A 26,082-nucleotide genomic window follows, 5' to 3' on the forward strand; every position below is an offset into this window, starting at 1 on the left:
TTCCTCTTAGTCCTGCCGCATGGCCCGCGCCATCACGGCAGCGTCATCCAGCACTTGCGGGTCCAGCCCCGTGTCATAGCCCAGTTGGGTCAGGCGCGCATGCACAGCCTCGGTCGCGACATTCCCCGCCGCACCCGGCGCATAGGGGCATCCGCCTAGACCCCCGACTGCGGCATCAAAGACACGCACACCGCGTGACAATGAGACCTCGATATTATCCAGCGCGCGCCCTGACGTGTCATGATAATGCCCGGCAAGCTGCGCCACCGGCACCTCATTGGCCACCGCGTCAAGCATCGCGCCGATCCGGTCGGGCGTGCCCTGCCCGATCGTGTCGCCCAGCGAAATCTCGTAACAGCCCATGTCGAAAAGCTGCCACGCCACGCGTGCCACCTGCCCGGGATCGGTCGGGCCGTCATAGGGGCAGTCGCTCACGCAGGAGACATAGCCGCGCACCGGCAACCCAGCCGCTTGTGCCGCCTCGGCAACCGGGGCAAAGCGCTCCAGGCTTTCGGCGATCGTGGCATTGATATTGGCCTTGGAAAACCCTTCCGAGGCCGAGCCAAAGATTGCCACCTCATCCGCCCGCGCCGCGATGGCACCGTCAAAACCGCGCATGTTGGGCGTCAGCGCCGCATAGCGGATGCCGCCTGCCCGTTTGATCCCCGCCAGCACGTCAGCGGAATCCGCCATCTGCGGCACCCATTTCGGACTCACGAAACTGGCGACCTCGATCCGGCGAAACCCGGCACGACTCAGACAATCGACCAGCGCGATCTTCTCCGCCGTGGGGATCTGACGCTTTTCGTTCTGCAATCCGTCGCGCGGTCCCACTTCGAATATCTCGACGAAATCAGCCATGTCACGCCTCCGGTACGGGATAGAAATCCCGGCTGTAAATGTCCTGCTTGCCGTCCTTCGCCCGCGCGCTCTGGTAGGCGGGCCGCGCCGCCAGCCGGTCGCAATAGGCCACCAGCGCCTCGAACGGATCAAGTTTGACGTAATAAGGTGCTGCAAAAAGATTGAAACCCAGCATTACATCCGCCGCCGAAAAACCCGAGTCCAGCAGGTACTCCCGCTCCCCCAGCCTTGTCTCCAACCCTGCCAGCGCAGCTCCGAGGCGCGAGGTGATCAACTTGATCACCACGGGCGAGGCCTGCCTCGGATCACGCAGAAAGATATGCTGCATGTTGAGGTTCTCGATCAGGCTTGCCATGGTTTCGGCATAGCCCATCAGTTCCAGATACCGCGCCCGCGCCACATCGCCTGGCACTGGCGCCAGCTCGGCCTCGGGATACATTTCACACAGGTGCTGAAGGATCGCGCCGCTTTCGCACAGCACCTCTTTACCGGTCTCCAGCGCCGGCACCCGGCCCGCGGGCGAGATCGCCAGGAATGCCGGATCACGCAGGCTGCCATCGCGGATCGAATAGGGCACGATCTCGCACTCCAGCCCCAGTTCCTCCAGCAACCACAGCACCCGGAAAGAGCGTGAAAACGGTACGTGATGCAGCTTCATTCTGCGTCCCCTTCCCTGTTGGCAACGACAGGCCGCGTCCCGATCACCGAGGCGCGCTGCCCCATCCAGTACATCCAGGCGCTCAGCCCGTCGCGCATCAGCAGCATCTCGCGGCCCTCCGCCACCATGGCGAAATAATCCAGCATCGGGAACAGATGGCACGATGCCAGACAGACCTGCCCCGGATTAAGCACCAGCCCCTCGGTCGCGAGTTCTTCGAGCGCGTCCAGCACCCGGGGGGCGGCGTCCAGCCCGGCCTGCAATTCAACTGCATCCGTCTCTTCGCCAATCAGCGGCAGATAAGCGCCGTGGGAAAACGCCTGTCGCACCAGCGGCCAATAGGCATAGCTGTCGACCAGGGCGATCACCTGCCGCATCCGCACGGCACGGCGCAGGTCAGCGGGCACCAGGCTTGGCCCCTCCAGACCTTCGGCATAATCCAGGATCGCCGGGGTCTCGTAGATGCGGAACCCCTCATCCTCCAGCACCGGCACCCGCCCAAAGGGATGCACCTGCATCACTCTCAGCGCATCCGCCGTGTTAAACGGGTTACACTCAACATACTGATAGAACGCGCCTTTCTCGGCCAGCGCGATCCGGACACTGCGCGTGTAAACACTGTCGCAATAGCCCGTCAGGGTCAGAGTGCCACCGGCCCCGGACATCACGCCGCCTCGGCCTCGTCCTCCAGCCGCACCAGCGCCGCGCCCGCCGTCACCTGATCGCCTTCGGTCACCAGCACCTCGGCCACGATACCGTCGCGTGCCGCCAGCAGGCTGTGTTCCATCTTCATCGCTTCCAGCACTGCCAGCCTGTCGCCCTGTGCCACCTTTTGCCCGGGCTTGGCATGCACCGATTTCACCAATCCCGGCATCGGCGCTTCGATCACCGCGGCATCGCCCGCCGCCGTGCTGTCGCGGTCCAGCGGATCAATGATGTCAAAGCTCATCCCGTACTGCGCGAAAACCGTGACCTGCCCGCCCGCGACCACGACGTCGGGCGCGACCTTGCCATTCAGCTGCCAACGCCCGCCAACCCGGCGCGCCTCGACAACCGCGTCCTCCATGACAATGTCATGGGCATCTTCCGACAGCGTCCTGATCCGCATCTCGTAAGTGTCGTCGCCGCGGCGCAACCCCTGCAACCGCCCCACCGGCACCCAAAGGGCAAAGCCGACCTCTGCCCCCGCCAGGTCCAGCGCGCCGGAGGCCGCAAGCCCCGCCAGCGCCACCTCGCGTGGTCCGGGGTCCGGCTCGACAACAAGATCCTCGATGTCGCGCGCAATCAGCCCGGTATCGACATCCCCCGCCGCAAACCCCTTATGCGCGGCGAGCGCGCCCAGAAAGCTCAGGTTGGTGACGGTCCCGGCCACCTCACAGGTGGCCAGCGCGGTCGACAGACGCCGCAACGCCACCGCCCGGGTCGCGCCATGGGTGGTCAGCTTGGCAATCATCGGGTCGTAAAACGGGCTGATCTCGTCGCCGGTTCGCACCCCGGTATCCGCTCGCGCGTCGGGTGGAAATTTCAAATGCGCCAGCGTACCCGTGGCCGGAAGGAAACCCTTCGGCACGTCCTCGGCATATAGCCGCGCCTCAAAGGAATGCCCGTTGATCGACAGATCCTCCTGCCGCGCGGGCAAGGCCTCACCGCTGGCCACTCGCAACTGCCATTCCACCAGATCGACGCCGGTAATCGCCTCGGTCACCGGGTGTTCGACCTGCAGGCGCGTGTTCATCTCCATGAACCAGAACCCATCGGTGCGCAGCCCGTCCGATCCGTCGACGATAAATTCCACCGTACCCGCCCCGGCATAGCCAATCGCCTCGGCAGCGCGGACACCTGCCTGCCCCATCGCCGTGCGCATCTCTTCGGTCATGCCGGGCGCCGGGGCCTCTTCGATCACCTTCTGATGCCGCCGCTGTAACGAACAGTCGCGCTCGAAAAGATGCACCGCACGGGTGCCATCGCCAAACACCTGCACCTCGATATGGCGCGGCTTTTCGACGAATTTCTCGATCAGCACCGCGTCATTACCAAAGGCCTTGGCCGCCTCGCTGCGCGCACTTTCAAGGGCGTCGTCAAACTGCCCGGCGGCGTCCACCAGCCGCATGCCTTTGCCGCCGCCGCCCGCAACCGCCTTGATCAGCACCGGATAGCCGATCTTCTCTGCCTCCGCCGCCAGATGGGCCGCGTCCTGATTATCCCCATGATAGCCGGGCACCACGGGCACGCCTGCCTGATCCATCAGCGTCTTGGCGGCATCCTTCAGCCCCATGGCCCGTATGGCGCTGGCCGATGGGCCGATGAAAACCAGCCCGGCCTTTTCGACCGCTTCCACGAAATCGGGGTTCTCGCTCAGGAAACCGTAACCGGGATGGATCGCCTGCGCACCGGTCTCCAACGCCGCCTCGATGATCACATCCCCCTTCAGGTAACTTTCCGCGGGCACCGAGCCGCCGATATGCACCGCCTCGTCGGCCAGTTCGACATGGCGCGCCGCGCGGTCGGCATCCGAATAGACCGCCACACAGCGGACACCCATCTTCCGGGCAGTTTCGATCACCCGACAGGCAATCTCACCTCGGTTCGCAATCAGGATCGTGTCAAACATCTTGGCCTCTCTCCATCCCCCAGCACGCAGCGGATCGCCGATGCGTCAACTTTTCAGAAATCTCCAAACACACCACCGGCAACGCACGCCACCCTGCCCGTACGGGGCGGCGGGTGGGTGGGTGGGGCCGCCCTGTACGGGCAGAAGGCAAGACCGCCACCGCACCGACGTCATACCGACAAGATACCGACGTTATACCGACGTGCATTTTCTTACATCCGGAACACGCCAAAGCGTGTCTCCTCTATGGGTGCACAGAGTGCCGCGCTCAGCGACAGGGCCAATACATCCCGTGATTTGCGTGGATCCACGATCCCGTCATCCCACAGCCGCGCACTGGCATAAAGCGGGTGCGACTGGCGCTCGAACATCTCGATCGTCGGGCGCTTGAACTCGGCCTCCTCTTCGGCGGACCAGCTGCCGCCCTTGCGCTCGATGGCATCACGTTTGACCGTGGCCAGCACGCCCGCCGCCTGCTCACCGCCCATGACCGAGATGCGCGAATTGGGCCATGTCCACATGAACCGCGGCTGATAGGCCCGGCCCGACATGCCGTAGTTCCCGGCCCCGAACGATCCGCCCACAACCATGGTGATCTTGGGCACATTGGTCGTGGCCACTGCCGTCACCATCTTGGCCCCATGCCGGGCAATGCCTTCGTTTTCATATTTCCGCCCGACCATGAAGCCCGTGATATTCTGCAGGAAAACCAACGGTGTACCGCGCTGACTGCACAGTTCGACAAAATGCGCGCCTTTCTGCGCCGCCTCGGAAAAGAGCACGCCATTATTGGCGATGATCCCGACCGGGCAGCCTTTCAGATGGGCAAATCCGCACACCAGCGTCTCGCCAAACCGCGCCTTGAACTCGTCAAAGCGTGACCCATCGACCAAACGCGCGATTACCTCGCGGATATCGTAAGGCGTGCGCAGATCCGCCGGCACGACCCCAAGGATTTCCTCGGGATCATAGGCCGGCTCCTCGGGTATCTCCATCCGTAAGGTGGGGTTCACCCCACCACCCCGGTTGAGGTGCCCAACGGCCCGCCGTGCCAGAGCCAGCGCATGGGCATCATCCTCGGCCAGATAGTCCGCCACGCCCGAAAGCCGGGTATGCACGTCACCCCCGCCCAAATCCTCGGCGGTCACTTCCTCCCCGGTCGCGGCCTTCACCAGCGGCGGCCCCGCCAGAAAGATAGTGCCTTGATCCTTAACGATAATCGTCACGTCCGACATGGCGGGCACATAGGCTCCGCCCGCCGTACAGGACCCCATGACAACGGCAATCTGCGGGATGCCCTTGGCGCTCATCCGCGCCTGATTATAGAAAATCCGGCCAAAGTGATCGCGGTCTGGAAAGACCTCATCCTGATTGGGCAGGTTCGCCCCGCCGCTATCGACCAGATAGATGCAGGGTAAATGGCATTCTTCGGCAATCTCCTGCGCGCGCAGGTGTTTCTTGACCGTCATCGGGTAATAGGTGCCGCCTTTGACGGTCGCATCGTTGCAGACAATCATGCACTCGGTGCCCTGCACCCGGCCGATCCCAGCCACCACACCGGCACAGGGGGCAGCACCATCATACATGCCATGCGCCGCTGTCGCTCCCACCTCCAGAAAGGCCGAGCCCGGGTCAAGCAGCCCTGCCACCCGGTTGCGCGGCAGCATCTTGCCCCGGCTCAGATGCCTCTCGCGCGCCGCTTCGCCGCCGCCGATGGCCGCCGATGCCGCGGCGTCTTCGACCACGGACAGCGCCTCAAGATGGCCTCGTCGGTTACTCTGAAATCCCTCTGACGAGGGGATCGCCTGTGACTTAAGTTTCATGGGTCCTCACACGCTGTGTCTGGCCGGAAGTAGGCGTTGCAAAACTGCACCACTCACGCCGTTGTGAACGATGTTGACGTACATCAAAGAATCTCGCTGCGGCGCGGCATAAATCGGTTTCATTCGATGAAGGAATGGAACGATGACAAAAAGACTCACCACACTTACACTCGCCGCGCTGATGGGAACCGCTGCCCTCCCCGCCTTCGCGCAATCCAAAGGCGACATCACCCTGGGCTTCGGTATCCACTCGGTCACCCCAGATGGCAGCAACAGCCGCACCACCGCCGGTCTGATCGACGTTGACGCCAATATTCGCCCGACATTGACTGCGGAATACTTCATCGCAGACAGGCTCGGCGTCGAATTGCTGGTCGCCTGGCCGTTCGAACATGACATCAACCTTGTGGGCACCGGCGAGGTCGCCAAGACCAAGCACCTGCCGCCCACATTGTCGCTGCAATATCACTTCACCAACCAGTCCAACTTCACACCCTTCGTCGGTGCCGGTCTGAACTACACCTACTTCTTTGACGATCGTGGTGTCGGACCGCTGGCTGGGACCGCTGTCGATCTGGATGATTCCTGGGGGTACGCGCTTCACGCGGGCGTCGACTATGCCTTTAACGAACACGGATCCCTGCGCGCCGACATCCGCTACATCGACATCGAAACCGACGTCAAAATCGGTGGTGCCCCAGTCGGCAAGGTCAAGATCGACCCGTGGGTATTCGGCGTCGCCTACGTGCATAAATTCTAATGCAGTGACAGCAGGATCAGGGCTTTGCGTGGCCCGGTCGGCGATACTCGAGGGGGCGTGGAGCATCATTTCTGCGCCCCCGTTTCCGCCGCCGCCCGCGCCTTTAACTCGCGGCGGATGACCTTGCCGGTCACGGTCATCGGCAATTCCTCAAGAAACCCGATTTCCCTTGGATATGAATACCTTGCCAGACGTGTCTTGACGAATTCCTTCAGCTCGTCGGCCAGGGTGTCCGACGGTCCGGCCCCCGGCTTTACCACCACATAGGCTTTCACGATCTCGGTGCGCAAGGCGTCGGGTTTACCGACCACGCCCACTGTCGCCACCGCGGGGTGCTGCAACAAACAATCCTCAACCTCCGCCGGGCCGATCCGGTACCCGGATGAGGTAATCACGTCATCCTCACGGCCGATAAAGCGCAGGAAATCCCCCTCCCAGATGCCGCGATCACCGGTCAGCATCCAGTCGCCCCTGAATTTATCGGCGGTCTGTTCCGGACGGTGCCAGTATTCCAGCATCATCGAGGCCGAGCCGCGCTTGACCGCCACATCGCCCTCGGCATCCGTCGTCTGCGCATCCTTGTCCAGTACAGCCACTTCGTGCCCCGGCACCACCCGGCCAATGCAGCCGGGCCGGGGGTCGAAAAGTTGCTGACAGGAACAGGCGACCAGATTGCATTCGGTCTGGCCGTAAAACTCGTTGATCGTCAGCCCGAACGCCTGCCGCCCCCAATCCAGCATCTCCGCGCCCAATGGCTCGCCGCCGCTGGCCACCGTGCGCAATCCGTTAATCTGCGCATCTGCCGCCTTGAGCATCCTAAGCGCCGTGGGCGGGAAGAAGATATTTCTGACCTGCGCCTCCCGTATGATCCGCTGACAGTCATCAACGTCAAACTTCGCCATCCGCGCCGCCACCACCGGCACACCCAGCGCCAGTCCCGGCATCAGAACGTTAAAAAGCCCGCCGATCCAGGCCCAATCCGCGGGGGTCCAGAGGCAATCACCCGCCTGCCCCAGGAAATCATGGGGCAACTCCACCCCCGGCAGGTGGCCGGTCAGCACCCGGTGCCCATGCAACGCACCCTTGGCGCTGCCGGTGGTGCCGCTGGTATAGATTAGAACGGCGGGCGTGTCCGGCCCGGTCTCGGCTGTCTCAAACGGCGCGTCGCTCAGGTTCAGATCCTCGGGGCAAATCGGTGTCTGACCGTCGAGCATCCCGGCCCCTTCCGGATCGGTAATGATCAGATCGGCCCCGGCATCGTTCACCCGGCTCAGCAATGCCTCGCGCATGAAGAGCTTGAACAAGGGGATTGAAATCGCGCCGATTTTCCAGATCGCGATATGCGCCGCCGCCGTCCACACACCTTGCGAGCGCAACACGCCAACACGGTCGCCCGGTTTCACGCCCCTCGCCACCAGTTCATGCGCCAGTCCGTCGGTCAGGCGCCGCAACTCGCTATAGTTGAAATCGCGCCGCCCATCGGTGAGATCAATGATTGCCACGCGGTCCGGTTTCCGGGCCGCCCAATCATCGCAGACCTGCGCCGCCATGTTCAGCCGCGCCGGCAGGTTCCAGTCGAAACCGGCGCATAGTGCGTCATATGAGGCCGCGCGCTCCAGCATCTAATCGCCAAGCCCCGCATTTTCGAGGTAAAGTGCCTGCTCGCCGGTCTCAACCATCATGCACGCGGTGATCGCAGGGCCACCGCCAGTGCCGCCGCCCCATTGCGAATACTCATAGCCGCATTTGCCATCACGAAACGGAATCCACGCCCGCTGCATATCACGCAAGGCATCGGATTGGCTTGGTACGTTGGCACCCAGATCGGCCATTTCAGCGTCAATCGCCTTGGCCCGCCCCATCTGACGCTTGTAGGCGGTATTCAGGCGGCCATCCCAATACTGCCACTCACGATCCAGACAACCACCCATTCCAACCGTCGTGTCGCCACCGGGGCTATCTGCCATGCAGGCCCGCGCGGACAACCCGATGCAAACACGCTGATCAGACTCGCTTGCGGCACTTGTTAAACACGCTTCAACTGCCCTTGGTGAAAACACCAGATCCTGCGCGGAGACACTACCCGCTGTCATAACCGTGGCCGCCAGAATCATCCTCATGCCATCGCACTCATCAATTCTCGACCCACCAACATGCGGCGGATTTCTGATGTACCCGCACCGATTTCCATCAGCTTGGCGTCCCGGAAGATGCGCGCGACGGGCGCGTCGTTCAGGAAGCCCGCCCCGCCCATCGCCTGCACCGCCTGATGCGCCTGCATCATGCCCTGCTCAGAAGCATAAAGGCAGCAGGCGGCGGCGTCCTGACGGGTAACGTCACCCCGGTCGCAAGCCTTGGCCACCTCGTAAACATAGGCCCGGGCCGAATTCATCGCCGTATACATGTCGGCTATCTTGCCCTGCATTAGTTGGAAATTTCCGATCGGTTGGCCGAACTGCTTGCGTTCGACCATGTAGGGCATGACCTCGTCCAGGCAGGCCGCCATGATCCCCAGGCCGATCCCCGCCAGAACCACACGCTCGTAATCCAGACCGGACATCAGCACGCGCACGCCCTTGCCTTCCTCGCCCAGCACGTTTTCAAACGGCACTTCGACATCGTCAAAAATCAACTCAGCCGTATTGCTGCCGCGCATACCCAACTTGTCGAAATGCGGGCTGGTTGAAAAACCGGTCATGGATTTTTCGATGATGAAGGCTGTGATGCCCTTCGATCCGGCGTCAGGGTCGGTCTTGGCGTATACGACCAGCGTGGTGGCGTCCGGTCCGTTGGTGATCCAGTATTTGTTGCCGTTCAGCCGATAATGATCATTGCGCTTTTCGGCCTTCAGTTTCATGCTGACAACATCGCTGCCCGCGCCCGCCTCGGACATGGCCAGCGCGCCCACATGCTCGCCCGAGATTAGGCCGGGCAGATATTTGTGCCGCTGCTCATCTGTGCCGTTCAGCTTGATCTGGTTGACGCACAGGTTCGAATGCGCGCCGTAGCTCAGTGAAACACTCGCCGACGCGCGCGCCACCTCTTCCACAGCGACAACATGCGCCAGATACGACATGCCCGCGCCGCCAAACTCCTCGGGCACGGTGATACCCAAAAGGCCCAGCTCTCCCATCTCGGTCCAAAGTTCATTCGGGAACGCGTTCGAGGCGTCGACCTCCACCGCCATCGGCTTGACCCGCTCCTGCGCCCAGCGATGCACCATCTCGCGCAGCGCATTCACATCTTCACCCAGATCAAATTGCATCACCGCATTGAACATCTCTGTTGCGCCTTTCGCATTTATTGAACACTTGTTCATTTATAGGATGCAAGGTGAGTCGCGTCAATCCCATGCAAGGTTTAAGATGGAACCCAACCCGTCGCGGCGGGTTGACCCTGCTCACCAAGAGAAAGAAGGTACCGCCATGGTCGACGACCAGATCAAGATTTTCCGACAGACAGAGATGTCTGCCCCGCATTGCCAACCGCCATCCAATTTTTCGTCTCGCTTGCTTTTCTGATGGCGAGATCAGGCAAACTGTTGATCTGCGCGGCGCTGGCGGCATGCTCTCCGCTGCTCGCCAAGGCGGAAGAGATCGGCAAGATCGGCGTCGACTGGGTTGGCAATGACATCGTGATCGAGGCGGTGAAAGACCCAAAGGTCGATGGCGTGACCTGTCACATCGCCTATTTCGAGCGTGGGCTGATCGACCGTATATCAAAGGGCAATTGGTTCGAAGACCCGTCCAATAGCGCGATTGAATGCCAACAGACCGGGCCGATCACGCTGGGCGATATCGACCGGGGTAAAGGCGGCGAAGATGTGTTCCGCACCAGCCGTTCGATCATCCTGAAATCAATCCGGATCAAGCGGATCTATGACGAACCAAACCAGACATTGATATATCTCGCGCACTCGCGCGAGCTGACCGAAGGCTCGGCCAAGGTGTCGATCTCGACAGTCCCGATCAGGGCTGCTTTCGCGGAATGAACTATGCCTGCGCCTGAAAGACCGCGCCGACTTCGGCGCGGATGATCCGGGCAATCAGCGCGCAATCCTCCAGGCTGAAGGTCAGCGGCAGGCGCATGTCGATGATTCCCTTGAGGATACGATCGCTCTTTGGCATCCGTTCCGAGGGGGCATAGCGCCAGCTGTCATAGCGGCTGGTGAACCCCGAAGGCTCTGCCCCGCCGAACCATTTCAGTTCCACTCCGCGGGCCTTGCAGCGGTGTAAAACCTCGTCAATGGCCTCGTTTTCCCAGTCAAGCAATAGGAACTGGATCGACGATCCGACATAGGTTTCCGCCTCGGGCCGGTCAATCACCGTCAAACCGGGCGTGCCGCGCAAACCCTTTTCTACAAGGTCATATCGTGCATTCCAGGCATTGCATTGATCGTTCAGCGCCCGCAACTGCGGCCTCAGGATCGCGGCGCGCAGATGGTCCATCCGGCCTGAAACATTGGGGGTTTCATACTTGACCCGCTCGAACACCTCGGGCGGCGGCACCGTGCCGTTGCGGCCATAAAGCATGTATGACCCCGACAGGATAATGGCCCGCGCCATCACCTCGTCATCATCTGTTACAAAGAACCCGCCCTCGCCCGAATTCATGTGCTTGTAGGTCTGGGTCGAATAGCAGCCGATCAATCCGTCGCGTCCCGACGCCCGCCCCTTCCAGGCTGCTCCCATCGTGTGGGCGCAATCCTCAATCACGATGAGGCCCGAATCGTTGCAGATCGCCATCAGCCGGTCCATGTCCGCCAGATGCCCGCGCATGTGGCTCAGCATCAGCACATTGGCCTGCTCTGCCTTGACGGTCAGATCCTCCAGATCAATTGTCAGGTCCTCGGTCACCCCAACAAATACAGGAACCGCGCCCATGCTGGCGATAGATCCGGGCACCGGCGCCAGCGTGAAGGCATTGGTCAAAACCTTGTCGCCTGGTTTGACCCCAACCGCCCGCAATGCGGTCGCCAGAGCGTACCCGCCCGAGGCTACGGCCAAGGCATATTTGGCTCCGACATAGCTGGCAAATTCCTGTTCCAGCAGGCCGGTTTCGCCCACCTCGTCCGGTTGCAGGTTATAGCGGTGCAAACGCCCGCTCTGCATCACCTCCAACGCTGCTTTGATCCCCTCATCGGGGATCGGTTCCTGCTGGGTGAAACTGCCTGAAAATACTTCTGTCATGCCTGTATTTCTGGGGCCATCGTCCCGGCGCGTCAATGCCACAGGCCCGGCTTTCGCGTTTCATTAAAAAAGCCACAAAGCCTTTACGCCTTTTTCGAAGAACGCGCCCGTCGCATGTGGGCAGAGTGCCCAGTGCGGGGCGGGTGGGTGGGCGCGCCGGGCACTCTGACTGCTCGCCCCCCCCCTCAGCCGATAAGACGCTGCACCACACCCGGCAGTTCCTCATATCGGTCGATGGTTGCCTCCGGGACCAATCCCGCAACATCCCCGCCATTTGGCCCGAAAGTCACCAGGATCGATGGCACCTCGGCCCGGCGCGAGGTCTCGCGATCCGTCATCGTATCACCCACCAGCAGACAGCGACTTGTATCGCCACCAGCACGCCGGACGGTTTCAAACAGCGTTTCCGGGTCGGGCTTGCGAGTGGGCAAGCTATCGGCCCCGATCAGCGCGCCAAAAACGTCCAAAACGCCCAAGCGATTCATCAAAAGCCGCGCCAGATATTCCGGTTTGTTGGTGCAAATCGCCACCGCATAGCCATCACTGCGCAGCACTTCAACAGCGGCCATGGCACCAGGATACAGCACAGTATGGGTATCAATCGCGCTTTCATAGGCGTTCAAAAGCACCGGATAATAGCGGTCGATCTCGGCCTCATCCTCACCCCGGCCCAAACGTTCCAACCCCAAGCGCAACATCGCACGTCCACCCCGCAATGCGGTTCCCGCGTCGGCGCCGGCATCCAACTGATCACCTACCCCCATCTCCCGAAAACAGGCATTCGCGGCCGCAATCAGGTCACCGCTGGTGTCCGCCAAGGTGCCATCAAGGTCAAAAACCACTGTTCGCATACCGCTCGTTTCCCCTTTAATTCAACAAGATAGGCGACTTTCCGCACATCTCTGTCACATCCCGCAACCTAGTTTGATCCCACGCCACCTTGCGCCGGTCTTCTTTCCGGATAAAACGGGCGGATCGTAATTACAAAGAGAAACCACATGGGCACAGCGCTGATCATCCTGGCCGCAGGCAAAGGCACCCGCATGAAATCGGACAAGGCCAAGGTTCTGCATCAGATCGCCTGCGCCCCGATGCTGGTCCATGCGTTGCGCGCCGGTCAGGTGCTCGAACCAGACGCCAGCGTTGTGGTCGTGGGTCATGATGGCAACGCGGTGGCCAAAGCCGTAAACGCCTATGATGACAGCGTGCAGATCGCCCACCAGACCGAACAGCTAGGCACTGCCCATGCCGTATCTCAGGCCGCCACAGCGCTCAAGGATCACACAGGTGATGCCATCGTACTTTATGGCGACACACCTTTCATCAGCGAAGAGACGCTTTTGCGCATGGCTGAGGCGCGCAAGAAGCATGATGTCGTGGTGCTGGGCTTCAATGCTGCTGATCCGGGCCGCTATGGGCGGCTGGTGATGCAAGGCGATACACTGGAACGCATCATCGAATTCAAAGACGCGGATGAGGCCACCCGCGCGATTTCATTCTGCAACAGCGGCGTCGTCGCAGCCAATGCAAACCAGCTATTCATGCTGATTGACGCGGTCGGCAACAACAATGCCTCGGGCGAATACTACCTGACCGATATCGTTGAAATCGCGCGCAAAAAGGGCCTCAGCGCCACGGCGGTTGCCTGCGACGAAACCGAAACAATGGGCATCAACTCGCGTGCGGAACTAGCACAGGCCGAAGCCGCCTTTCAGGCACGCGCCCGTGTGCAGGCACTCGACGATGGCATCACACTGCCCGCTCCCGAAACGGTTCACTTCGCCTTTGATACTGTGATCGGTCGTGACACGATCGTGGAACAGAACGTCGTCTTGGGCCCAGGCGTCACGGTCGAATCCGGTGCGCATATCCGGGCTTTTTCGCATCTTGAGGGCTGTCATGTCTCTCGCGGAGCTATCGTTGGCCCCTATGCCCGCCTGCGCCCCGGCACCGAACTGGCCGAAGACACCCGCATCGGCAACTTTGTCGAGATCAAGAACGCCGTTATCGACGAAGGTGCTAAGGTCAATCACCTGAGTTATGTCGGCGACGCCCATCTGGGCGAAGCAACGAATGTCGGCGCGGGAACAATCACCTGCAACTATGACGGCGTAATGAAACACCATACAGAGGTCGGCAAAAACGCCTTTATCGGCTCTAACACCATGCTGATCGCACCGGTCACCATTGGCGATAATGCCATGACGGCCTCTGGGTCAGTGATCAACAAGGACGTACCCGATGGGGCAATGGCCGTGGCCCGCGCTCCGCAGGTCACAAAGCTGGGCTTTGCGCTAAAATTGTTCGAAATGCTGAAATCAAAAAAAATAAAACGCGATAAAGGGGCAGAATAATGTGCGGTATTGTAGGGGTATTGGGCCATCACGAAGCAGCACCTATTCTGGTTGAGGCGCTCAAACGGCTGGAATATCGTGGCTATGACAGCGCCGGTATTGCGACCGTCAACAATGATCGGCTGGATCGTCGGCGCGCAGTTGGCAAATTGGTCAACCTCAGCGATCTATTGGTGCATGAACCGCTCGCGGGTAAATCCGGCATCGGCCACACACGATGGGCCACGCATGGCGCGCCAAACGTGTCAAATGCTCACCCACATCGCGCCGGCCCCGTTTCCGTTGTGCATAACGGGATTATCGAAAACTACCGTGAACTGCGCGAAGAACTTGCAGGGCACGGCATCGGGTTCGAGACCGATACAGACACCGAGACCGTCGCGCTAACTGTGCAGTACTTCCTGTCGCAAGGTCGCAGCCCAGTAGAGGCCGCACGCGATACAATCGCCAAGCTCGACGGGGCCTATGCGCTTTGTTTCCTTTTCGATGGCGAAGGGGATCTGCTGATTGCCGCGCGCAAGGGCAGCCCGTTGGCCATCGGGCATGGTGACGGCGAAATGTTCGTGGGCTCTGACGCGATAGCACTGGCGCCGCTGACCGACCGGATCACCTATCTGGAAGAGGGTGACATGGCGGTCATCACCCGCAACAGCCTTGAGATCACCGATGCCAAAGGCAACATTGCCAATCGAGAGATCAAGACCGTTCAGATCGACAGTGCGCGTGTCGACAAGGCCGGGCACAAGCATTTCATGGCCAAGGAGATCGCTGAACAACCCACCGTCATCTCGAACGCGCTGAACTACTATCTCAACAAGGATGGCAACGACATTGATCTGCCCGGCAAGGGACTGGATTTCACCAAGATCGACCGGATGGTGATGGTGGCCTGTGGCACGGCCTACTACGCCTGTCTGACCGCTAAATACTGGTTCGAACAACTGGCACACTTGCCGGTCGAGGTCGATATCGCCTCGGAATTCCGCTATCGCGAACCGCCCGTCAGCAAGGGAACGGCCGCGCTTTTCGTCAGCCAGTCGGGCGAAACCGCCGACACGCTGGCAGCACTGCGCTATTGCGAAGACAAGGCCGACACGATCGTCTCGGTCGTCAATGTTGCTGAAAGCTCGATCTCGCGCGAAAGCAATCTGGCCCTGCCCATCCATGCCGGAACAGAAATCGGCGTCGCCTCGACCAAAGCTTTTACCTGCCAGCTAACAGTGTTGCTGCTGCTGGCCCTGAAGGCTGCCCACACACGCGGCACAATCAGCCCCGAGGAATTCGCAGACAAGCTGTCAAATCTGCGTGCCCTTCCCGGCACCTTCAATCACGCGTTCGAGCAGAATGCGGATTTCAAAAAATCGGCGCGGCGTCTGGCCGAAGCGGACAGTGTGTTGTTCCTGGGCCGTGGCCTGATGTATCCGCTCGCCCTTGAAGGGGCATTAAAATTGAAAGAAATCAGTTATATACATGCCGAAGCTTATGCTTCTGGGGAATTGAAGCACGGCCCCATCGCTCTGATCGACAAGAAGATGCCGGTAGTTGTCATGGCCCCGCGAGACGGGCTTTTCGACAAGACCGTGTCAAACATGCAAGAGGTGATGGCGCGCGGTGGCAAGGTGATGCTGGTGACCGACGCGGCAGGCGCGAAGGAAGCAGGTGACGATGTGTGGCAAAATCTGATCATGCCGCAGGTGGATCCGATCCTGACGCCGATACTCTATGCGCTGCCCGCCCAGCTTCTGGCCTATCACACGGCGATCGCCAAGGGCACCGATGTGGATCAGCCGCGCAACCTGGCCAAATCAGTCACGGTGGAATGAACGATGGGAACGCAATTCGAGAGCCTGAGCGACCAGCACATCAAATTCATTGGTCAACAGCACCTGTTTTTCACTGGGTCCGCCGGACCCACGGGCAAGGTTAATATCTCACCCAAAGGCATGGACAGCCTGCGCGTATTGGGGCCAAACCGCATCCTCTGGCGCAATTTCACCGGCAGCGGCAATGAAACCGCCGGGCATCTGGCACAGAACAACCGGATGACGTTGATGTGGTGCTCGTTCACCAAACAGCCGATGATCCTGCGCGCCTATGGCACCGCCCGCACCCTCCACCCGCGCGATGCCGATTGGGCGGAACTGGTGGCACATTTCCCTGACCAGCTTGGTATGCGCCAGCTTTACGACATGACCATCGACATGGTGCAGAAATCTTGCGGCTATGCGGTACCCTTCTTTGAACATGCCGGTGACCGCGACACGCTGAAACACTGGGCCGCGGATAAGGGTGAGGATGGCATCCAGACCTACTGGGCCGAACGAAACGCGCAAACGCTTGACGGCGCGCCGACAGGTATTGCCAAAACATGACGCCAGAACAAGCTCTTGCAGCACTCAACACCCTGATCGAGCCCGGTCGCGCCGAAGGGATGGCGGCCTACCACAAAGTGCCACGCACCTATCTGGGCATTCCCAATCCGGCGATCAACGACCTGACCAAGGAATGGCGCGGGCAGCTTTCCGTGGACGACCGCGTATCATTGGCAGATGGCCTTTGGCAGACCGATGTTTTCGAGGCCCGTCTGGCGGCGGCGAAACTTTTGACCCAGGCCCGCATTCGCCCGGACGAAAGCAGTTGGCACCTAATTAAATCCTGGGTGCCGGATTTCGACAGCTGGGCAATAGCCGATCATGCCTGCATGGCCGGGCAGAAACGTCTTCAGGCCGATCCCGCCCGCGTGGACGAGGTTGAGAGTTGGACCCAATCCGACAGCCACTGGACCCGCCGCGCCGCGATGGTCATCACCCTGCCCTGGACCAAGCAGAACCACCCCAAACCGGCAGATGCCGCAATCCGCGAACGCGTGCTGGGATGGGCTGCAACCTATGTGCGGGACGAAAACTGGTTTATCCAGAAATCCGTCGCATGGTGGTTGCGCGATCTTTCCAAACACGATGCCGACCGTGTACGCGCCTTCATGGCCGAAAACGGCAAGCACATGAAACCCTTTGCCCGGCGCGAGGCTGAGAAACACCTGCCCCGCCAGGCTTAGGCCGGCCACGCTTCACGCCGTGATCTGTAAAAATACTGGTATGAGGCTAGCTTCAGCGCACGATTTCAGCCTTGTGTGATACCCGTATAAATTGTGTTATGATCGCTCAAGCATTTTTCGACATCAGGGTATTCCGGAGCATGGCGGTATGAAAGCACCCCCAAAGCAACGTATCGCACGAGATAATTTCACGCCAGATACCCCGGTGTCGGAAACGCATGCTGCGCAGGGGAAAATTTCTCAATCGACCAATCTGACTCCGAGGCTTGCCAGCCAATCAGCCCTGCACCGCATGGTAACGCAAAGCTCCGTAGTGCAACGCCAGAAAACCCTGCGGCAAATGACGGACCCGGCCTCACCCACCCTTCAACGTAAAGAAAGCTCCGATCTGCCTGACGATCTCAGATCCGGAATCGAGTCGCTTTCCGGCGTCGCCATGGACGGCGTTCGCGTCCACCGCAACGCCACGGCGCCAGCGCAGGTGAATGCCCATGCCTTTGCTCAGGGAAACGCAATCCACCTGGCACCGGGTCAGGACAATCACCTGCCTCACGAGGCATGGCACGTTGTTCAACAACGTCAGGGTCGGGTTGCGCCAACCACCACACTTACCGATGGCACGGCGGTCAACGATGATCCGGCTTTGGAACGCGAAGCCGACCAGATGGGCGCGGCAGCGCTGCAACGACAAAAGGAATAAGGAAATACAACCGTTGCGCGGCACAGATAAGGCCCCGGCGTTTCGACCGGGGCCCTGAATTTTCGATTGGCTCGGATCAGTTGACGGCTTTCGCGTCAACCACGTCTTTTTCCTGCTCAATCGCAGCTCGGCTGGCGATTTCGATGCGGCGGGGTTTCAGCGCCTCGGGCACTTCTCGCACCAGATCGATATGCAGCATTCCGTCCGCATGGGCCGCGCCATTGACACGCACATGATCGGCAAGCTGGAACTTGCGTTCGAACGCACGGGTCGCGATACCGCGATGAAGATAGGTTTTGCTGTCGTCTTCATCCGATTTGCGGGCCGATACGATCAGCGACCCCTCTTTCACCTCAACCGACAGATCGGCATCGGAGAAACCGGCGACTGCGATCGAAATACGATACGTATCATCCGCAGTTTTTTCGATGTTATACGGGGGGTATGTAGGCTGGCTGATTTCGCTGGACAGCACGCGATCCATCATGTCTGCGATCTGATCAAAGCCAACGGTAGCCCGGTAAAGCGGGGCCAGGTCAAAGTTACGCATGGGTCATCCTCCATTTGAGCGACAACTGAAATTATGCCTTCCCAGTGGGACAGGCGGTTTGCTGCCCGGCCCTCATTGAGGCGCCGGAACATTTATTATGTGGGGAGTGGTTTTTTAGGTTTCAAGACCCCTGCGGGTGGGGAAAGTTCTTTGAAATTCAGGGCTTTGCAAATTTTGCGCCCGATGCGCCACCGCCTTGACCCACTTTCAGTCGCCGAATGACACCGCTCGCGACCGGTGCCGCAGGCATGGCCCTCAAATCGCGCTTTAGCTGTCCTACCAGGGGCGCAAGCTCCATACCGTAAGAAACCGGGGTGCCATCATCCATGTTTCCGCCGCTCACCAGCGTCAAGATACGTGCCCGGCTGCCTTCGCGCACAAAGACCGGGGCACCCGACGATCCAAAGGTGATGTCGCAATCAAAAGCAATCAGACCCTGGTGCTGCCACAACTGTCCACAATCACGCTGCCAGGACAGTGCATCATCACGCCCCTGCCCGTAAGATACCACGCTCACACGCTGTCCGTCGGCGGTACGTTTGTGAAGAATGAACGGATCGGCAATCGCAGTCGAGATTGGTTGGGCCAGTTCCAGCAATGCTGCATCATGGCGGATGTTTTCCGCGCCATAGGGCCGGTTCGGATCGTACCCCGGATGCGCTGCGACACGGGCGATGGCACTCTCGGCAATCGCCTCGCCGTCACGCAGGCCCGCTCGAAACCGCAAACTCGCGGCTTCATGAAGCTGATTTTGCCGATCGTATACACAATGCGCGGCGGTCAATACCAGATTTGGCGCAATCAGAACCCCGGTGCAGTAGCCTTGCTTGCCAATCTCGATTCGCCCTACGGCCTCCCATCCAAAAAGGTCATCGCGATCCGTCAGACGGATCAACCCGCTTCCGGACGAGGCCTGCGTTGCCAGGCCAATCAGCATCAGTGCTGCAATATGAAGGCTCTTACGGATCATGGTTTGGCGAATTTCGCCCCGGTGTCCCGCCGCTCGGTACTGCTGAACATTTTCGGGGCAGCATGCTGAAATACGCCCTGTCCGGCATCCAATGCAGCGCGCAAGACTTCCAGCGGCTCCTGCAATTGTGTGCCAAGCGATACTTTCGTTCCATCCACCTCTGCCATGGCCGACACGACCGAAACGATCTTGGGCTCATCGCCCTCGAAACTGAAAACCGGGGCACCGGAAGATCCGAAATTGACATCGCAGGACATGACCAGCACACCCATCTGACGCGCCCTGACATTACAAACCTCTTGCAATGATGGTGCCTCGGACCGGTCACGCGCATAGCTCACGACACCGATTTCCTGCCCTTTGCGCGGCCGGCGATCAGTCAAAAACGGCGTGATCCGGGTGTTTTTGATCGGATGGTGCAGTTCCAAAAGAGCGACATCGTTGCGCACCCGCAATTCACCCGCAGCACCCGCATAGTCAAAATCGGGATGGACCACCGCCCGTCTCACCCAGCGATAGGCCGAAGCGCGACCATTGCGCCACCCTGCCAGAAACTCGATCTTGGTATGATCGACACGCGCACCCGAGTCGCTATTGAAAAGACAATGTGCGGCGGTCAGCACCAAATCGGGCGCGATCAGCGCCCCGGTGCAAAATCCGCGACCGTTGATATCCAGGCGACCGACAGCCTCCCATGCCCGCCCGTCATCGCCGGTATCAAGCCGTTGCAACCGGCTATCTTCTGCAATTGCGGTGGAAACCAGAGACGTCAAAGCAATCACTAACGAAATTACGCGCAAATCAAAGTCTCCGACATCCTGAACAAAGTTGGTGTCAAGCTAGTGAGGTTTTGGGGCAAAAATAGGGCGTCTGACACGCAGCACAGGAAATTTTTCATACCGTTGCAAAATCCCCTGCCTTTGCGGGGAATCGGCGATCCTGGACTTCACCTTTCAAAAGCAGGCCGGGTTGAGGTTCAAAGGACTAGCCTAGCTTCCGGTCCGAAAAACCTTGATTTCCGGCAACCCGGTAAATGGCGCGCCGATCAGGCGCATTGCGGACAGTGACATCCGGCTACCCGCTGTTTTCGGCCCATCAATGGGGATCAGATCAACTTCAACAGATTTGCCTGTCTGCGGATAGACCGCCCGCCCTTTGGCAGGCGCATCCACCAACGGCGTTTTCAACCAAAACCCTGGCTCTGATGGCGACCCGAGAGAAGCAATCGTGGCACCCAGGCTCACACCCCCACCCGACGAGGCCGCTGCCGCCTTCTGCGCCGTTGTGGCCGTATCAAACTCGTCCACCGTACGCGCGGCGGCCGGTACCGGCGCGACATCGTTTTCAGGTACCACCTCAGTCGCCGTAGCCGGCGGCATCTGCCCTGCCGATGACTGGGATTTACCGGGCCATTGCAACTGCGCACAGCCCGCAACAACCAAAACAACCGAGAATAGCGCAAAAACCTGTTTCATATCCCCAATCTAGCCACCCCCTTTGCAGGCTTCAATGGCAAGTTCCGCCTTGCCCCCGGACGCCCGCGGAACTAGGTTCTACGCCATGACAACCCCTTTGATTGATCCTTTCCAGCGGGCGATTTCCTACCTGCGCGTCTCGGTCACCGACCGCTGCGACTTTCGCTGTGTCTACTGCATGTCCGAAAACATGACCTTCCTGCCCAAGAAAGAGCTTCTGACGCTGGAAGAACTGGACCGCATGTGTACGACCTTCATCCGTTTGGGCGTTGAAAAGCTGCGGATCACGGGCGGAGAGCCTTTGGTGCGCAAAGGCATTATGACCTATTTCCAGTCGATGACCCGACATCTCGAAAGCGGCGCGCTGAAAGAATTGACGCTGACCACCAATGGCAGCCAACTGGAACGGTTTGCCGATGACCTTTATGCGGCGGGTGTTCGCCGGGTGAATATCTCTCTCGACACCATGGACGAGACAAAATTCGCCGATATAACCCGCTGGGGACGCCTGCCGCAGGTCATGCGCGGCATTGACGCCGCACAAAAGGCGGGGCTCAGGGTCAAGATCAATACCGTCGCGCTCAAAGGCTTCAACGAAGATGAGCTTTTCCCGTTGATCGAATGGTGTAAATCCCGCGACATGGACATCACCTTTATCGAGGTGATGCCGATGGGCGATATCGGCAATGAGGATCGGCTGGATCAATACTGGAAACTGTCCGATCTGCGGTCTCGCCTGGCGCAAGAATATACGCTGCGCGACCTGGCCGAACGTACCGGTGGCCCCGCCCGCTATGTCGAACTGGAAGAAACCGGTCAGAAGGTCGGCTTCATCACCCCGCTCACCCATAATTTCTGCGAAAGCTGCAACCGTGTTCGCCTGACCTGCACCGGAGAGCTTTTCATGTGCCTCGGTCAGGAGGATATGGCCGATCTGCGCGGCGCTCTGCGCAACAACCCCGCCGACGATGCCCCTCTGGAAGAAACCATTCGCGCGGCCATCGCGCTCAAGCCCAAGGGCCACGATTTCGACTATTCCCGGCAGGTTGTGGACGGCAAGATGTCCCGCCACATGAGCCACACCGGCGGCTGATGTCTCCTCTCCCGGTTCGTTTTTATTCGATCGCGGCCAATCTGATCGCTCCGCTTGCCTATCGGCGCGTTGCAGCAAAACTCAAAGCACATGGCACTGATCCCGCCCGCTTTCCCGAGCGTTTAGGACATGCCACCGCCGAACGCCCTGATGGTCCGCTGATCTGGTTCCATGCGGCGTCGGTCGGCGAAAGCCTGTCGGTGCTGCGCCTCATTGAACATATGGGCGAGGCCAATCCCGGCTGGCAGTTCCTGCTGACCTCGGGCACCGCCACGTCGGCGGAAATCGTCGGCAAACGGCTGCCGCCGCGCTGCACCCACCAGTTTGCACCGCTTGATGCGCGCAAAGCCCTGCGCCGATTTCTGGATCATTGGCGGCCATCCGCGGCGATTTTCGTGGAAAGCGAGCTTTGGCCGCAAATGCTGCAAATGACCAAAGCCGCGGGTATCCCGCTGGCGCTTCTGAATGCCCGCATCTCGGACCGGTCTGCGCGCAACTGGAAGCGTTTCCCGCAGACCTCTCGCCACCTGATGGGGCATTTCAACATCATCCACACGCAGGATGCCCGCACCACCGATCACCTGCACGATCTTGGCCTGACCCATGCCTATACCGGGCAAAACCTCAAATCGGTCGCCGGCCCCCTGCCGTTTGATACAAAAGAGCGGGAACGCCTGCGAACAACCATCGGTGACCGCCCGATCTGGGTGGCCAGCTCGACCCATCCTGGCGAGGATGAGGTGATGTTGGAAGCGCAGAAAATCCTGTTGCGCGATCACCCCGATTTGCTGTTGATCCTCGTGCCGCGTCACCCCGATCGTGCAGGCGCGATCAAGACGTTGATCGATGCACAAAAGCTGACCGGTTCACGACGCTCCGGCGACGGGAAAATCACGCCCAAGACCCAGGTCTATCTGGCCGACACGCTGGGCGAGACCGGTCTTTGGTATGCGCTAAGCCCGATCACCTGCCTGTGCGGCTCCTTCACCCCCGTTGGCGGCCATAACCCCTACGAACCCGCCTATGCCGGATCGGCGGTACTGCATGGTCCGCTCTATGCGAATTTCGCCAAGACCTACGCCGATTTCGACGCCGGAGGCGGTGCCCGTCAGGTTGCCGATGCGAACGAGTTAGCCAATGTCATCAACAACCTCTTGCGCGACCCAAAAGCCCTGCAAACCATGCGGGATAAATCCCGTGCCTACGCCGCCGCACAGGAAAATATGCTCGACGATATCACTGGCACTCTGAGCGATGCGCTTGGCCTGCAACCGGATCGACCCGAGACAACAGGGGCCGCGTGATGCCCGAGTTGATCGTGACCAATTTCAACCGCAACTTCACCGGCGTTTCAGCCACGGCTGCGGGCGTGGTACGTCAGCAGGTTGGGCGTTATGACATGGCGCTGGCAGGTGTCGCCCTACCCGGCTGCCCGAACCCGATCAGCAAGCGCGAGGCCACCCACCTCTCACGCACCCCGCCTCCGGGCCACGCCTTCACGCTCTGGCATGTCCGCCGCAATACCGAAATGCGCGCCGCCCTCTGGGCCCGCGACATCCTGCGCCTGCCGGTCAAGATCGTCTTTACCTCGGCTGCGATCCGTCGGCACTCGGCCTTTCCGCGCTGGCTGATTTCACGCATGGATGCGGTCATTGCCACCACCGACGCCGCCGCGGGTTTCGTCCCCCACGTGCGCGGCACCGTCCCGCATGGCGTTGATACCGAACGTTTTTTCCCCGCCAAAGATCGTAGCGCCGCCTGGACCGCCACCGGCCATTCAGGCGCACGCGGGATCGCCACCATCGGCCGCATTCGTCCCGAAAAGGGCAGCGATCGCTTCGTCGAAACCATGCTGCGCCTGCTGCCCGACCATCCCGGCACCACCGCCCTTTTGATCGGGCGCGCGGGCCGGTCGCATCAGGCTTTCCTCGATGGCCTCAAATCCAAGATCGCCGCCGCGGGCCTGGCGGATCGCATTCTTTTCCCCGGAGAGGTCGCGCCCGATGCCCTGCCCGACCTGCTGCGCGGTCTTTCTGCGGTGGTGCAACTGCCGCGCTACGAAGGCTACGGCATGGCCCCGCTGGAGGGCATGGCCAGCGGCGTGCCCTTCGTGGCCACCGATCAGGGCTATTACCGTAGCTTTTCCGGTCAGGGCAGTGCCGGTCTGATCGTGCCCGAGGATGACGCGCAGGCGACCACACAGGTCCTCAAGGAACTGCTTGGCGCGCCGGATCGACATGCAAAGATGTCCCGCGCCGCCCGCGAAGCGGCCGAAACCCATTTCAGCATTAAATCCGAGGCTGACGGCATCGACGCGGTTTACCAGAAAATCTGGCAAGAGGGATAGCCATGCCAGCGATCCGCCCCGCCACCCCCGCTGACGAGCCCGCCATCCGCGCCTGCGCCGAAGATGCCTACGCCCAATATGTCGCCGCCATTGGCAGGAAACCGCAGCCGATGATTGCCGATTTCGCCTCGGCCATCGCGACCGGACACGCCCATGTCATCTGCGCCGATAACGCCGAAATAGACGGCTTCATCGTCTTTTTTCCGCGCGGCGATCACATGTTTCTGGAAAACGTCGCAGTCTTCACCCGCGCCGCTGGCCAGGGGCTGGGCAAGGCGCTGATCGGATTTTGCGAATCTGAGGCAAAACGCCTCGGGCTGATGGCGGTCGAACTTTACACCAACGAAAAGATGACCGGAAATCAGGCGCTTTACCCGCGCCTTGGCTATGCCGAGAACTTTCGCCGCACCGAGGATGGTTTCAGGCGCATCTATTACCGCAAAGCTCTGCGCTAGGCCGGCATCCGCTGTTCCACGATCCCGGCCCACCAGCTACACCCGGCGGGGATGGCATCATCGTTGAAATTGTAATCGGGACTGTGCACCTTGGCCGTGTCACCATTGCCCATCAGGATATACGCCCCGGGGCGTTCCTCCAGCATATAGGCGAAATCCTCACCGCCCATGATCAACGGGGCCTCGGCACAATCGCCACTGACCGAACGGGCGACCTCAGCGGCAAAATCGGTCTGATCCGGGTGGTTGACCATCACCGGGTAGCTGCGCTTGTAGTCCAGCACCGCACTGCCGCCAAACCCCGCGCCGATACTGTCGCACAGCGCCTGCATCCGCACCTCTGCCAGATCGCGCATCTCGGCGCTCATGGTGCGCACCGTGCCCAGCAGATGCACCGATTGCGGGATCACGTTGAACGCATCCGATGAGCTCTGGATCGAGGTGACCGAGACCACCAGTTGCTCGGTCGGATCGGCGCTGCGGCTGGTGATCGTCTGCAAAGCGGTGACCAACTGGCTGGCCATCACGATCGGGTCAACGGTTTCATGCGGTTTGGCCGCATGCCCACCACGGCCTTCGATCTCGATATCGAACACGTCCGTCGCGGCAAAAAAAGCGCCGGGGCGAATGGCGAACGTGCCCTCGGGCACGCCGGGCCAGTTATGCAGCCCGTAAACCTCCTGCACGCCGAACCGCTCCATCAGCCCGTCTTCACACATCTCGCGGCCGCCACCACCACCCTCTTCGGCGGGCTGAAAGATCACCACGCAGGTGCCATCAAAATTGCGAGTCTCGGCCAGGTATTGCGCCGCCCCCAGCAGCATCGCGGTATGCCCGTCATGGCCACAGGCATGCATTGCGCCATCGGTCTTGCTGGCATACTCCACCCCGGTTTCCTCGTGAATCGGCAGCGCATCCATATCCGCGCGCAGCCCGATCACCCGGCCCGAGCCGGTGGCCTTGCCCTTAATGACGCCCACAACCCCGGTGCGCCCGATCCCGGTGACCACCTCGTCACAGCCAAAGGCCTTCAGCTTGTCCTCGACCAGCGCGCTGGTGCGATGGGTGTCGAACATCAGCTCAGGATGCTGGTGCATGTCACGCCGCCACTCGGTGATCTGATCATGCAATTCGGCAAAACGGTTTTTGACCGGCATGGGGGTATCCTCGCGCTTAACCTA

At 60.5% G+C, this 26,082-nt stretch carries 26 protein-coding genes; 11 read left to right on the forward strand and 15 right to left on the reverse strand.

All coding sequences use genetic code 11. From position 1 onward, the window contains the following. Positions 1–6: 6 nt before the first annotated feature. The 5 genes from Q1B27_RS14920 to Q1B27_RS14940 form a co-directional block, all read right to left on the reverse strand. Complete coding sequence (locus tag Q1B27_RS14920) at positions 7–861, reverse strand: hydroxymethylglutaryl-CoA lyase (RefSeq protein WP_299848600.1); 855 nt, start codon at positions 859–861, stop codon at positions 7–9. A gap of 1 nt (position 862) precedes the next feature. Further along, complete coding sequence (locus Q1B27_RS14925; protein ID WP_299848601.1) at positions 863–1,519, reverse strand: glutathione S-transferase family protein; 657 nt, start codon at positions 1,517–1,519, stop codon at positions 863–865. Further along, entirely contained in the window at positions 1,516–2,184 is a 669-nt protein-coding gene (locus tag Q1B27_RS14930) for a glutathione S-transferase family protein (protein ID WP_299848602.1), read from the reverse strand. Before Q1B27_RS14930 ends, Q1B27_RS14925 begins: the two co-directional genes overlap by 4 nt. Next, entirely contained in the window at positions 2,184–4,130 is a 1,947-nt protein-coding gene (locus tag Q1B27_RS14935) for an acetyl/propionyl/methylcrotonyl-CoA carboxylase subunit alpha (RefSeq protein WP_299848603.1), read from the reverse strand. The genes Q1B27_RS14930 and Q1B27_RS14935 overlap by 1 nt, the downstream gene beginning before the upstream one ends. A gap of 212 nt (positions 4,131–4,342) precedes the next feature. Continuing rightward, positions 4,343–5,953, reverse strand: coding sequence for a carboxyl transferase domain-containing protein (locus tag Q1B27_RS14940; RefSeq protein WP_299848605.1), 1,611 nt, complete (start codon positions 5,951–5,953; stop codon positions 4,343–4,345). 142 nt (positions 5,954–6,095) lie between these two features. Between Q1B27_RS14940 and Q1B27_RS14945 the strand changes: the two genes are divergently transcribed. Beyond that, positions 6,096–6,713, forward strand: coding sequence for an OmpW family outer membrane protein (locus Q1B27_RS14945; protein WP_299848606.1), 618 nt, complete (start codon positions 6,096–6,098; stop codon positions 6,711–6,713). Positions 6,714–6,778: 65 nt separating this feature from the next. Here Q1B27_RS14945 and Q1B27_RS14950 read toward each other — a convergent pair whose 3' ends face one another. The 3 genes from Q1B27_RS14950 to Q1B27_RS14960 all read right to left on the reverse strand — a co-directional run bounded on the left by Q1B27_RS14950 (position 6,779) and on the right by Q1B27_RS14960 (position 9,993). Then, positions 6,779–8,335: an AMP-binding protein gene (locus Q1B27_RS14950; RefSeq protein WP_299848607.1), complete on the reverse strand. Its 1,557-nt coding sequence runs from the start codon at positions 8,333–8,335 to the stop codon at positions 6,779–6,781. Then, positions 8,336–8,680: a lysozyme inhibitor LprI family protein gene (locus tag Q1B27_RS14955; protein ID WP_299848608.1), complete on the reverse strand. Its 345-nt coding sequence runs from the start codon at positions 8,678–8,680 to the stop codon at positions 8,336–8,338. A 149-nt stretch (positions 8,681–8,829) separates the two neighbouring features. Beyond that, positions 8,830–9,993 (reverse strand): isovaleryl-CoA dehydrogenase, encoded by a 1,164-nt coding sequence (locus Q1B27_RS14960; protein WP_299848609.1) that lies wholly within the window; start codon positions 9,991–9,993, stop codon positions 8,830–8,832. 240 nt (positions 9,994–10,233) lie between these two features. Between Q1B27_RS14960 and Q1B27_RS14965 the strand changes: the two genes are divergently transcribed. Further along, the gene (locus Q1B27_RS14965; RefSeq protein WP_299848610.1) at positions 10,234–10,704 is read left to right on the forward strand and encodes a CreA family protein; all 471 of its coding nucleotides are present in this window, start codon (positions 10,234–10,236) and stop codon (positions 10,702–10,704) included. A gap of 1 nt (position 10,705) precedes the next feature. On the opposite strand, the gene Q1B27_RS14970 is transcribed toward Q1B27_RS14965, so the two are convergent. Both Q1B27_RS14970 and Q1B27_RS14975 read right to left on the reverse strand, forming a co-directional pair. Further along, entirely contained in the window at positions 10,706–11,902 is a 1,197-nt protein-coding gene (locus tag Q1B27_RS14970; RefSeq protein ID WP_299848611.1) for an aminotransferase class I/II-fold pyridoxal phosphate-dependent enzyme, read from the reverse strand. Positions 11,903–12,087: 185 nt separating this feature from the next. Further along, entirely contained in the window at positions 12,088–12,753 is a 666-nt protein-coding gene (locus Q1B27_RS14975) for an HAD-IA family hydrolase (protein ID WP_299848612.1), read from the reverse strand. 147 nt (positions 12,754–12,900) lie between these two features. Between Q1B27_RS14975 and glmU the strand changes: the two genes are divergently transcribed. From glmU to Q1B27_RS15000, 5 genes are all read left to right on the forward strand, one after another. Further along, positions 12,901–14,256: a bifunctional UDP-N-acetylglucosamine diphosphorylase/glucosamine-1-phosphate N-acetyltransferase GlmU gene (gene glmU, locus Q1B27_RS14980; RefSeq protein WP_299848613.1), complete on the forward strand. Its 1,356-nt coding sequence runs from the start codon at positions 12,901–12,903 to the stop codon at positions 14,254–14,256. Next, positions 14,256–16,079 carry a glutamine--fructose-6-phosphate transaminase (isomerizing) gene (gene glmS, locus Q1B27_RS14985; protein ID WP_299848614.1) on the forward strand — a complete coding sequence of 608 codons (1,824 nt, stop codon included), beginning with the start codon at positions 14,256–14,258 and terminating at the stop codon, positions 16,077–16,079. The genes glmU and glmS overlap by 1 nt, the downstream gene beginning before the upstream one ends. 3 nt (positions 16,080–16,082) lie before the next feature. Further along, the gene (locus Q1B27_RS14990) at positions 16,083–16,628 is read left to right on the forward strand and encodes a pyridoxamine 5'-phosphate oxidase family protein (RefSeq protein ID WP_299848615.1); all 546 of its coding nucleotides are present in this window, start codon (positions 16,083–16,085) and stop codon (positions 16,626–16,628) included. Continuing rightward, positions 16,625–17,311, forward strand: a complete 687-nt coding sequence (locus tag Q1B27_RS14995) for a DNA alkylation repair protein (RefSeq protein ID WP_299848616.1) — start codon at positions 16,625–16,627, stop codon at positions 17,309–17,311. The genes Q1B27_RS14990 and Q1B27_RS14995 overlap by 4 nt, the downstream gene beginning before the upstream one ends. 148 nt (positions 17,312–17,459) lie before the next feature. Further along, positions 17,460–18,011 carry a DUF4157 domain-containing protein gene (locus Q1B27_RS15000; protein ID WP_299848617.1) on the forward strand — a complete coding sequence of 184 codons (552 nt, stop codon included), beginning with the start codon at positions 17,460–17,462 and terminating at the stop codon, positions 18,009–18,011. A gap of 76 nt (positions 18,012–18,087) precedes the next feature. On the opposite strand, the gene Q1B27_RS15005 is transcribed toward Q1B27_RS15000, so the two are convergent. From Q1B27_RS15005 to Q1B27_RS15020, 4 genes are all read right to left on the reverse strand, one after another. Then, positions 18,088–18,561 carry an Hsp20 family protein gene (locus Q1B27_RS15005; RefSeq protein WP_299848618.1) on the reverse strand — a complete coding sequence of 158 codons (474 nt, stop codon included), beginning with the start codon at positions 18,559–18,561 and terminating at the stop codon, positions 18,088–18,090. 157 nt (positions 18,562–18,718) lie between these two features. Beyond that, on the reverse strand, positions 18,719–19,531 hold the full coding sequence (locus Q1B27_RS15010) for a trypsin-like serine protease (RefSeq protein ID WP_299848619.1): 813 nt from the start codon (positions 19,529–19,531) through the stop codon (positions 18,719–18,721). Beyond that, positions 19,528–20,331 carry a trypsin-like peptidase domain-containing protein gene (locus tag Q1B27_RS15015; RefSeq protein WP_299848621.1) on the reverse strand — a complete coding sequence of 268 codons (804 nt, stop codon included), beginning with the start codon at positions 20,329–20,331 and terminating at the stop codon, positions 19,528–19,530. Before Q1B27_RS15015 ends, Q1B27_RS15010 begins: the two co-directional genes overlap by 4 nt. Positions 20,332–20,520: 189 nt before the next feature. Next, on the reverse strand, positions 20,521–21,006 hold the full coding sequence (locus tag Q1B27_RS15020; protein WP_299848622.1) for a hypothetical protein: 486 nt from the start codon (positions 21,004–21,006) through the stop codon (positions 20,521–20,523). An 85-nt stretch (positions 21,007–21,091) separates the two neighbouring features. Between Q1B27_RS15020 and moaA the strand changes: the two genes are divergently transcribed. From moaA to Q1B27_RS15040, 4 genes are read left to right on the forward strand one after another with little or no spacing between them, the layout of a single operon-like run. Then, positions 21,092–22,099 (forward strand): GTP 3',8-cyclase MoaA, encoded by a 1,008-nt coding sequence (gene moaA, locus Q1B27_RS15025; RefSeq protein WP_299848623.1) that lies wholly within the window; start codon positions 21,092–21,094, stop codon positions 22,097–22,099. Next, the gene (locus tag Q1B27_RS15030) at positions 22,099–23,403 is read left to right on the forward strand and encodes a 3-deoxy-D-manno-octulosonic acid transferase (protein WP_299848624.1); all 1,305 of its coding nucleotides are present in this window, start codon (positions 22,099–22,101) and stop codon (positions 23,401–23,403) included. The genes moaA and Q1B27_RS15030 overlap by 1 nt, the downstream gene beginning before the upstream one ends. Further along, a complete protein-coding gene (locus Q1B27_RS15035; RefSeq protein ID WP_299848625.1) occupies positions 23,403–24,446 on the forward strand; it encodes a glycosyltransferase family 4 protein in 1,044 nt (347 codons plus the stop codon). The genes Q1B27_RS15030 and Q1B27_RS15035 overlap by 1 nt, the downstream gene beginning before the upstream one ends. A 2-nt stretch (positions 24,447–24,448) precedes the next feature. Then, the gene (locus Q1B27_RS15040; protein WP_299848626.1) at positions 24,449–24,901 is read left to right on the forward strand and encodes a GNAT family N-acetyltransferase; all 453 of its coding nucleotides are present in this window, start codon (positions 24,449–24,451) and stop codon (positions 24,899–24,901) included. Here Q1B27_RS15040 and Q1B27_RS15045 read toward each other — a convergent pair. Then, on the reverse strand, positions 24,898–26,058 hold the full coding sequence (locus tag Q1B27_RS15045; RefSeq protein ID WP_299848627.1) for a M20 aminoacylase family protein: 1,161 nt from the start codon (positions 26,056–26,058) through the stop codon (positions 24,898–24,900). The two genes, Q1B27_RS15040 and Q1B27_RS15045, sit on opposite strands and share 4 nt — an antisense overlap. Between the last annotated feature and the right edge of the window lie 24 nt (positions 26,059–26,082).

This window comes from uncultured Roseovarius sp. (assembly GCF_947489715.1).
Lineage (GTDB): Bacteria > Pseudomonadota > Alphaproteobacteria > Rhodobacterales > Rhodobacteraceae > Roseovarius.

What these genes read in the sequence shown, in the direction of transcription:
- Q1B27_RS14920 (WP_299848600.1), bottom strand. Translation starts at nt 861, where the DNA reads ATGGCTGATTTCGTCGAGATATTCGAAGTGGGACCGCGCGACGGATTG.
- Q1B27_RS14925 (WP_299848601.1), bottom strand. Translation starts at nt 1,519, where the DNA reads ATGAAGCTGCATCACGTACCGTTTTCACGCTCTTTCCGGGTGCTGTGG.
- Q1B27_RS14930 (WP_299848602.1), bottom strand. Translation starts at nt 2,184, where the DNA reads ATGTCCGGGGCCGGTGGCACTCTGACCCTGACGGGCTATTGCGACAGT.
- Q1B27_RS14935 (WP_299848603.1), bottom strand. Translation starts at nt 4,130, where the DNA reads ATGTTTGACACGATCCTGATTGCGAACCGAGGTGAGATTGCCTGTCGG.
- Q1B27_RS14940 (WP_299848605.1), bottom strand. Translation starts at nt 5,953, where the DNA reads ATGAAACTTAAGTCACAGGCGATCCCCTCGTCAGAGGGATTTCAGAGT.
- Q1B27_RS14945 (WP_299848606.1), top strand. Translation starts at nt 6,096, where the DNA reads ATGACAAAAAGACTCACCACACTTACACTCGCCGCGCTGATGGGAACC.
- Q1B27_RS14950 (WP_299848607.1), bottom strand. Translation starts at nt 8,335, where the DNA reads ATGCTGGAGCGCGCGGCCTCATATGACGCACTATGCGCCGGTTTCGAC.
- Q1B27_RS14955 (WP_299848608.1), bottom strand. Translation starts at nt 8,680, where the DNA reads ATGGCAGATAGCCCCGGTGGCGACACGACGGTTGGAATGGGTGGTTGT.
- Q1B27_RS14960 (WP_299848609.1), bottom strand. Translation starts at nt 9,993, where the DNA reads ATGTTCAATGCGGTGATGCAATTTGATCTGGGTGAAGATGTGAATGCG.
- Q1B27_RS14965 (WP_299848610.1), top strand. Translation starts at nt 10,234, where the DNA reads ATGGCGAGATCAGGCAAACTGTTGATCTGCGCGGCGCTGGCGGCATGC.
- Q1B27_RS14970 (WP_299848611.1), bottom strand. Translation starts at nt 11,902, where the DNA reads ATGACAGAAGTATTTTCAGGCAGTTTCACCCAGCAGGAACCGATCCCC.
- Q1B27_RS14975 (WP_299848612.1), bottom strand. Translation starts at nt 12,753, where the DNA reads ATGCGAACAGTGGTTTTTGACCTTGATGGCACCTTGGCGGACACCAGC.
- glmU (WP_299848613.1), top strand. Translation starts at nt 12,901, where the DNA reads ATGGGCACAGCGCTGATCATCCTGGCCGCAGGCAAAGGCACCCGCATG.
- glmS (WP_299848614.1), top strand. Translation starts at nt 14,256, where the DNA reads ATGTGCGGTATTGTAGGGGTATTGGGCCATCACGAAGCAGCACCTATT.
- Q1B27_RS14990 (WP_299848615.1), top strand. Translation starts at nt 16,083, where the DNA reads ATGGGAACGCAATTCGAGAGCCTGAGCGACCAGCACATCAAATTCATT.
- Q1B27_RS14995 (WP_299848616.1), top strand. Translation starts at nt 16,625, where the DNA reads ATGACGCCAGAACAAGCTCTTGCAGCACTCAACACCCTGATCGAGCCC.
- Q1B27_RS15000 (WP_299848617.1), top strand. Translation starts at nt 17,460, where the DNA reads ATGAAAGCACCCCCAAAGCAACGTATCGCACGAGATAATTTCACGCCA.
- Q1B27_RS15005 (WP_299848618.1), bottom strand. Translation starts at nt 18,561, where the DNA reads ATGCGTAACTTTGACCTGGCCCCGCTTTACCGGGCTACCGTTGGCTTT.
- Q1B27_RS15010 (WP_299848619.1), bottom strand. Translation starts at nt 19,531, where the DNA reads ATGATCCGTAAGAGCCTTCATATTGCAGCACTGATGCTGATTGGCCTG.
- Q1B27_RS15020 (WP_299848622.1), bottom strand. Translation starts at nt 21,006, where the DNA reads ATGAAACAGGTTTTTGCGCTATTCTCGGTTGTTTTGGTTGTTGCGGGC.
- moaA (WP_299848623.1), top strand. Translation starts at nt 21,092, where the DNA reads ATGACAACCCCTTTGATTGATCCTTTCCAGCGGGCGATTTCCTACCTG.
- Q1B27_RS15030 (WP_299848624.1), top strand. Translation starts at nt 22,099, where the DNA reads ATGTCTCCTCTCCCGGTTCGTTTTTATTCGATCGCGGCCAATCTGATC.
- Q1B27_RS15035 (WP_299848625.1), top strand. Translation starts at nt 23,403, where the DNA reads ATGCCCGAGTTGATCGTGACCAATTTCAACCGCAACTTCACCGGCGTT.
- Q1B27_RS15040 (WP_299848626.1), top strand. Translation starts at nt 24,449, where the DNA reads ATGCCAGCGATCCGCCCCGCCACCCCCGCTGACGAGCCCGCCATCCGC.
- Q1B27_RS15045 (WP_299848627.1), bottom strand. Translation starts at nt 26,058, where the DNA reads ATGCCGGTCAAAAACCGTTTTGCCGAATTGCATGATCAGATCACCGAG.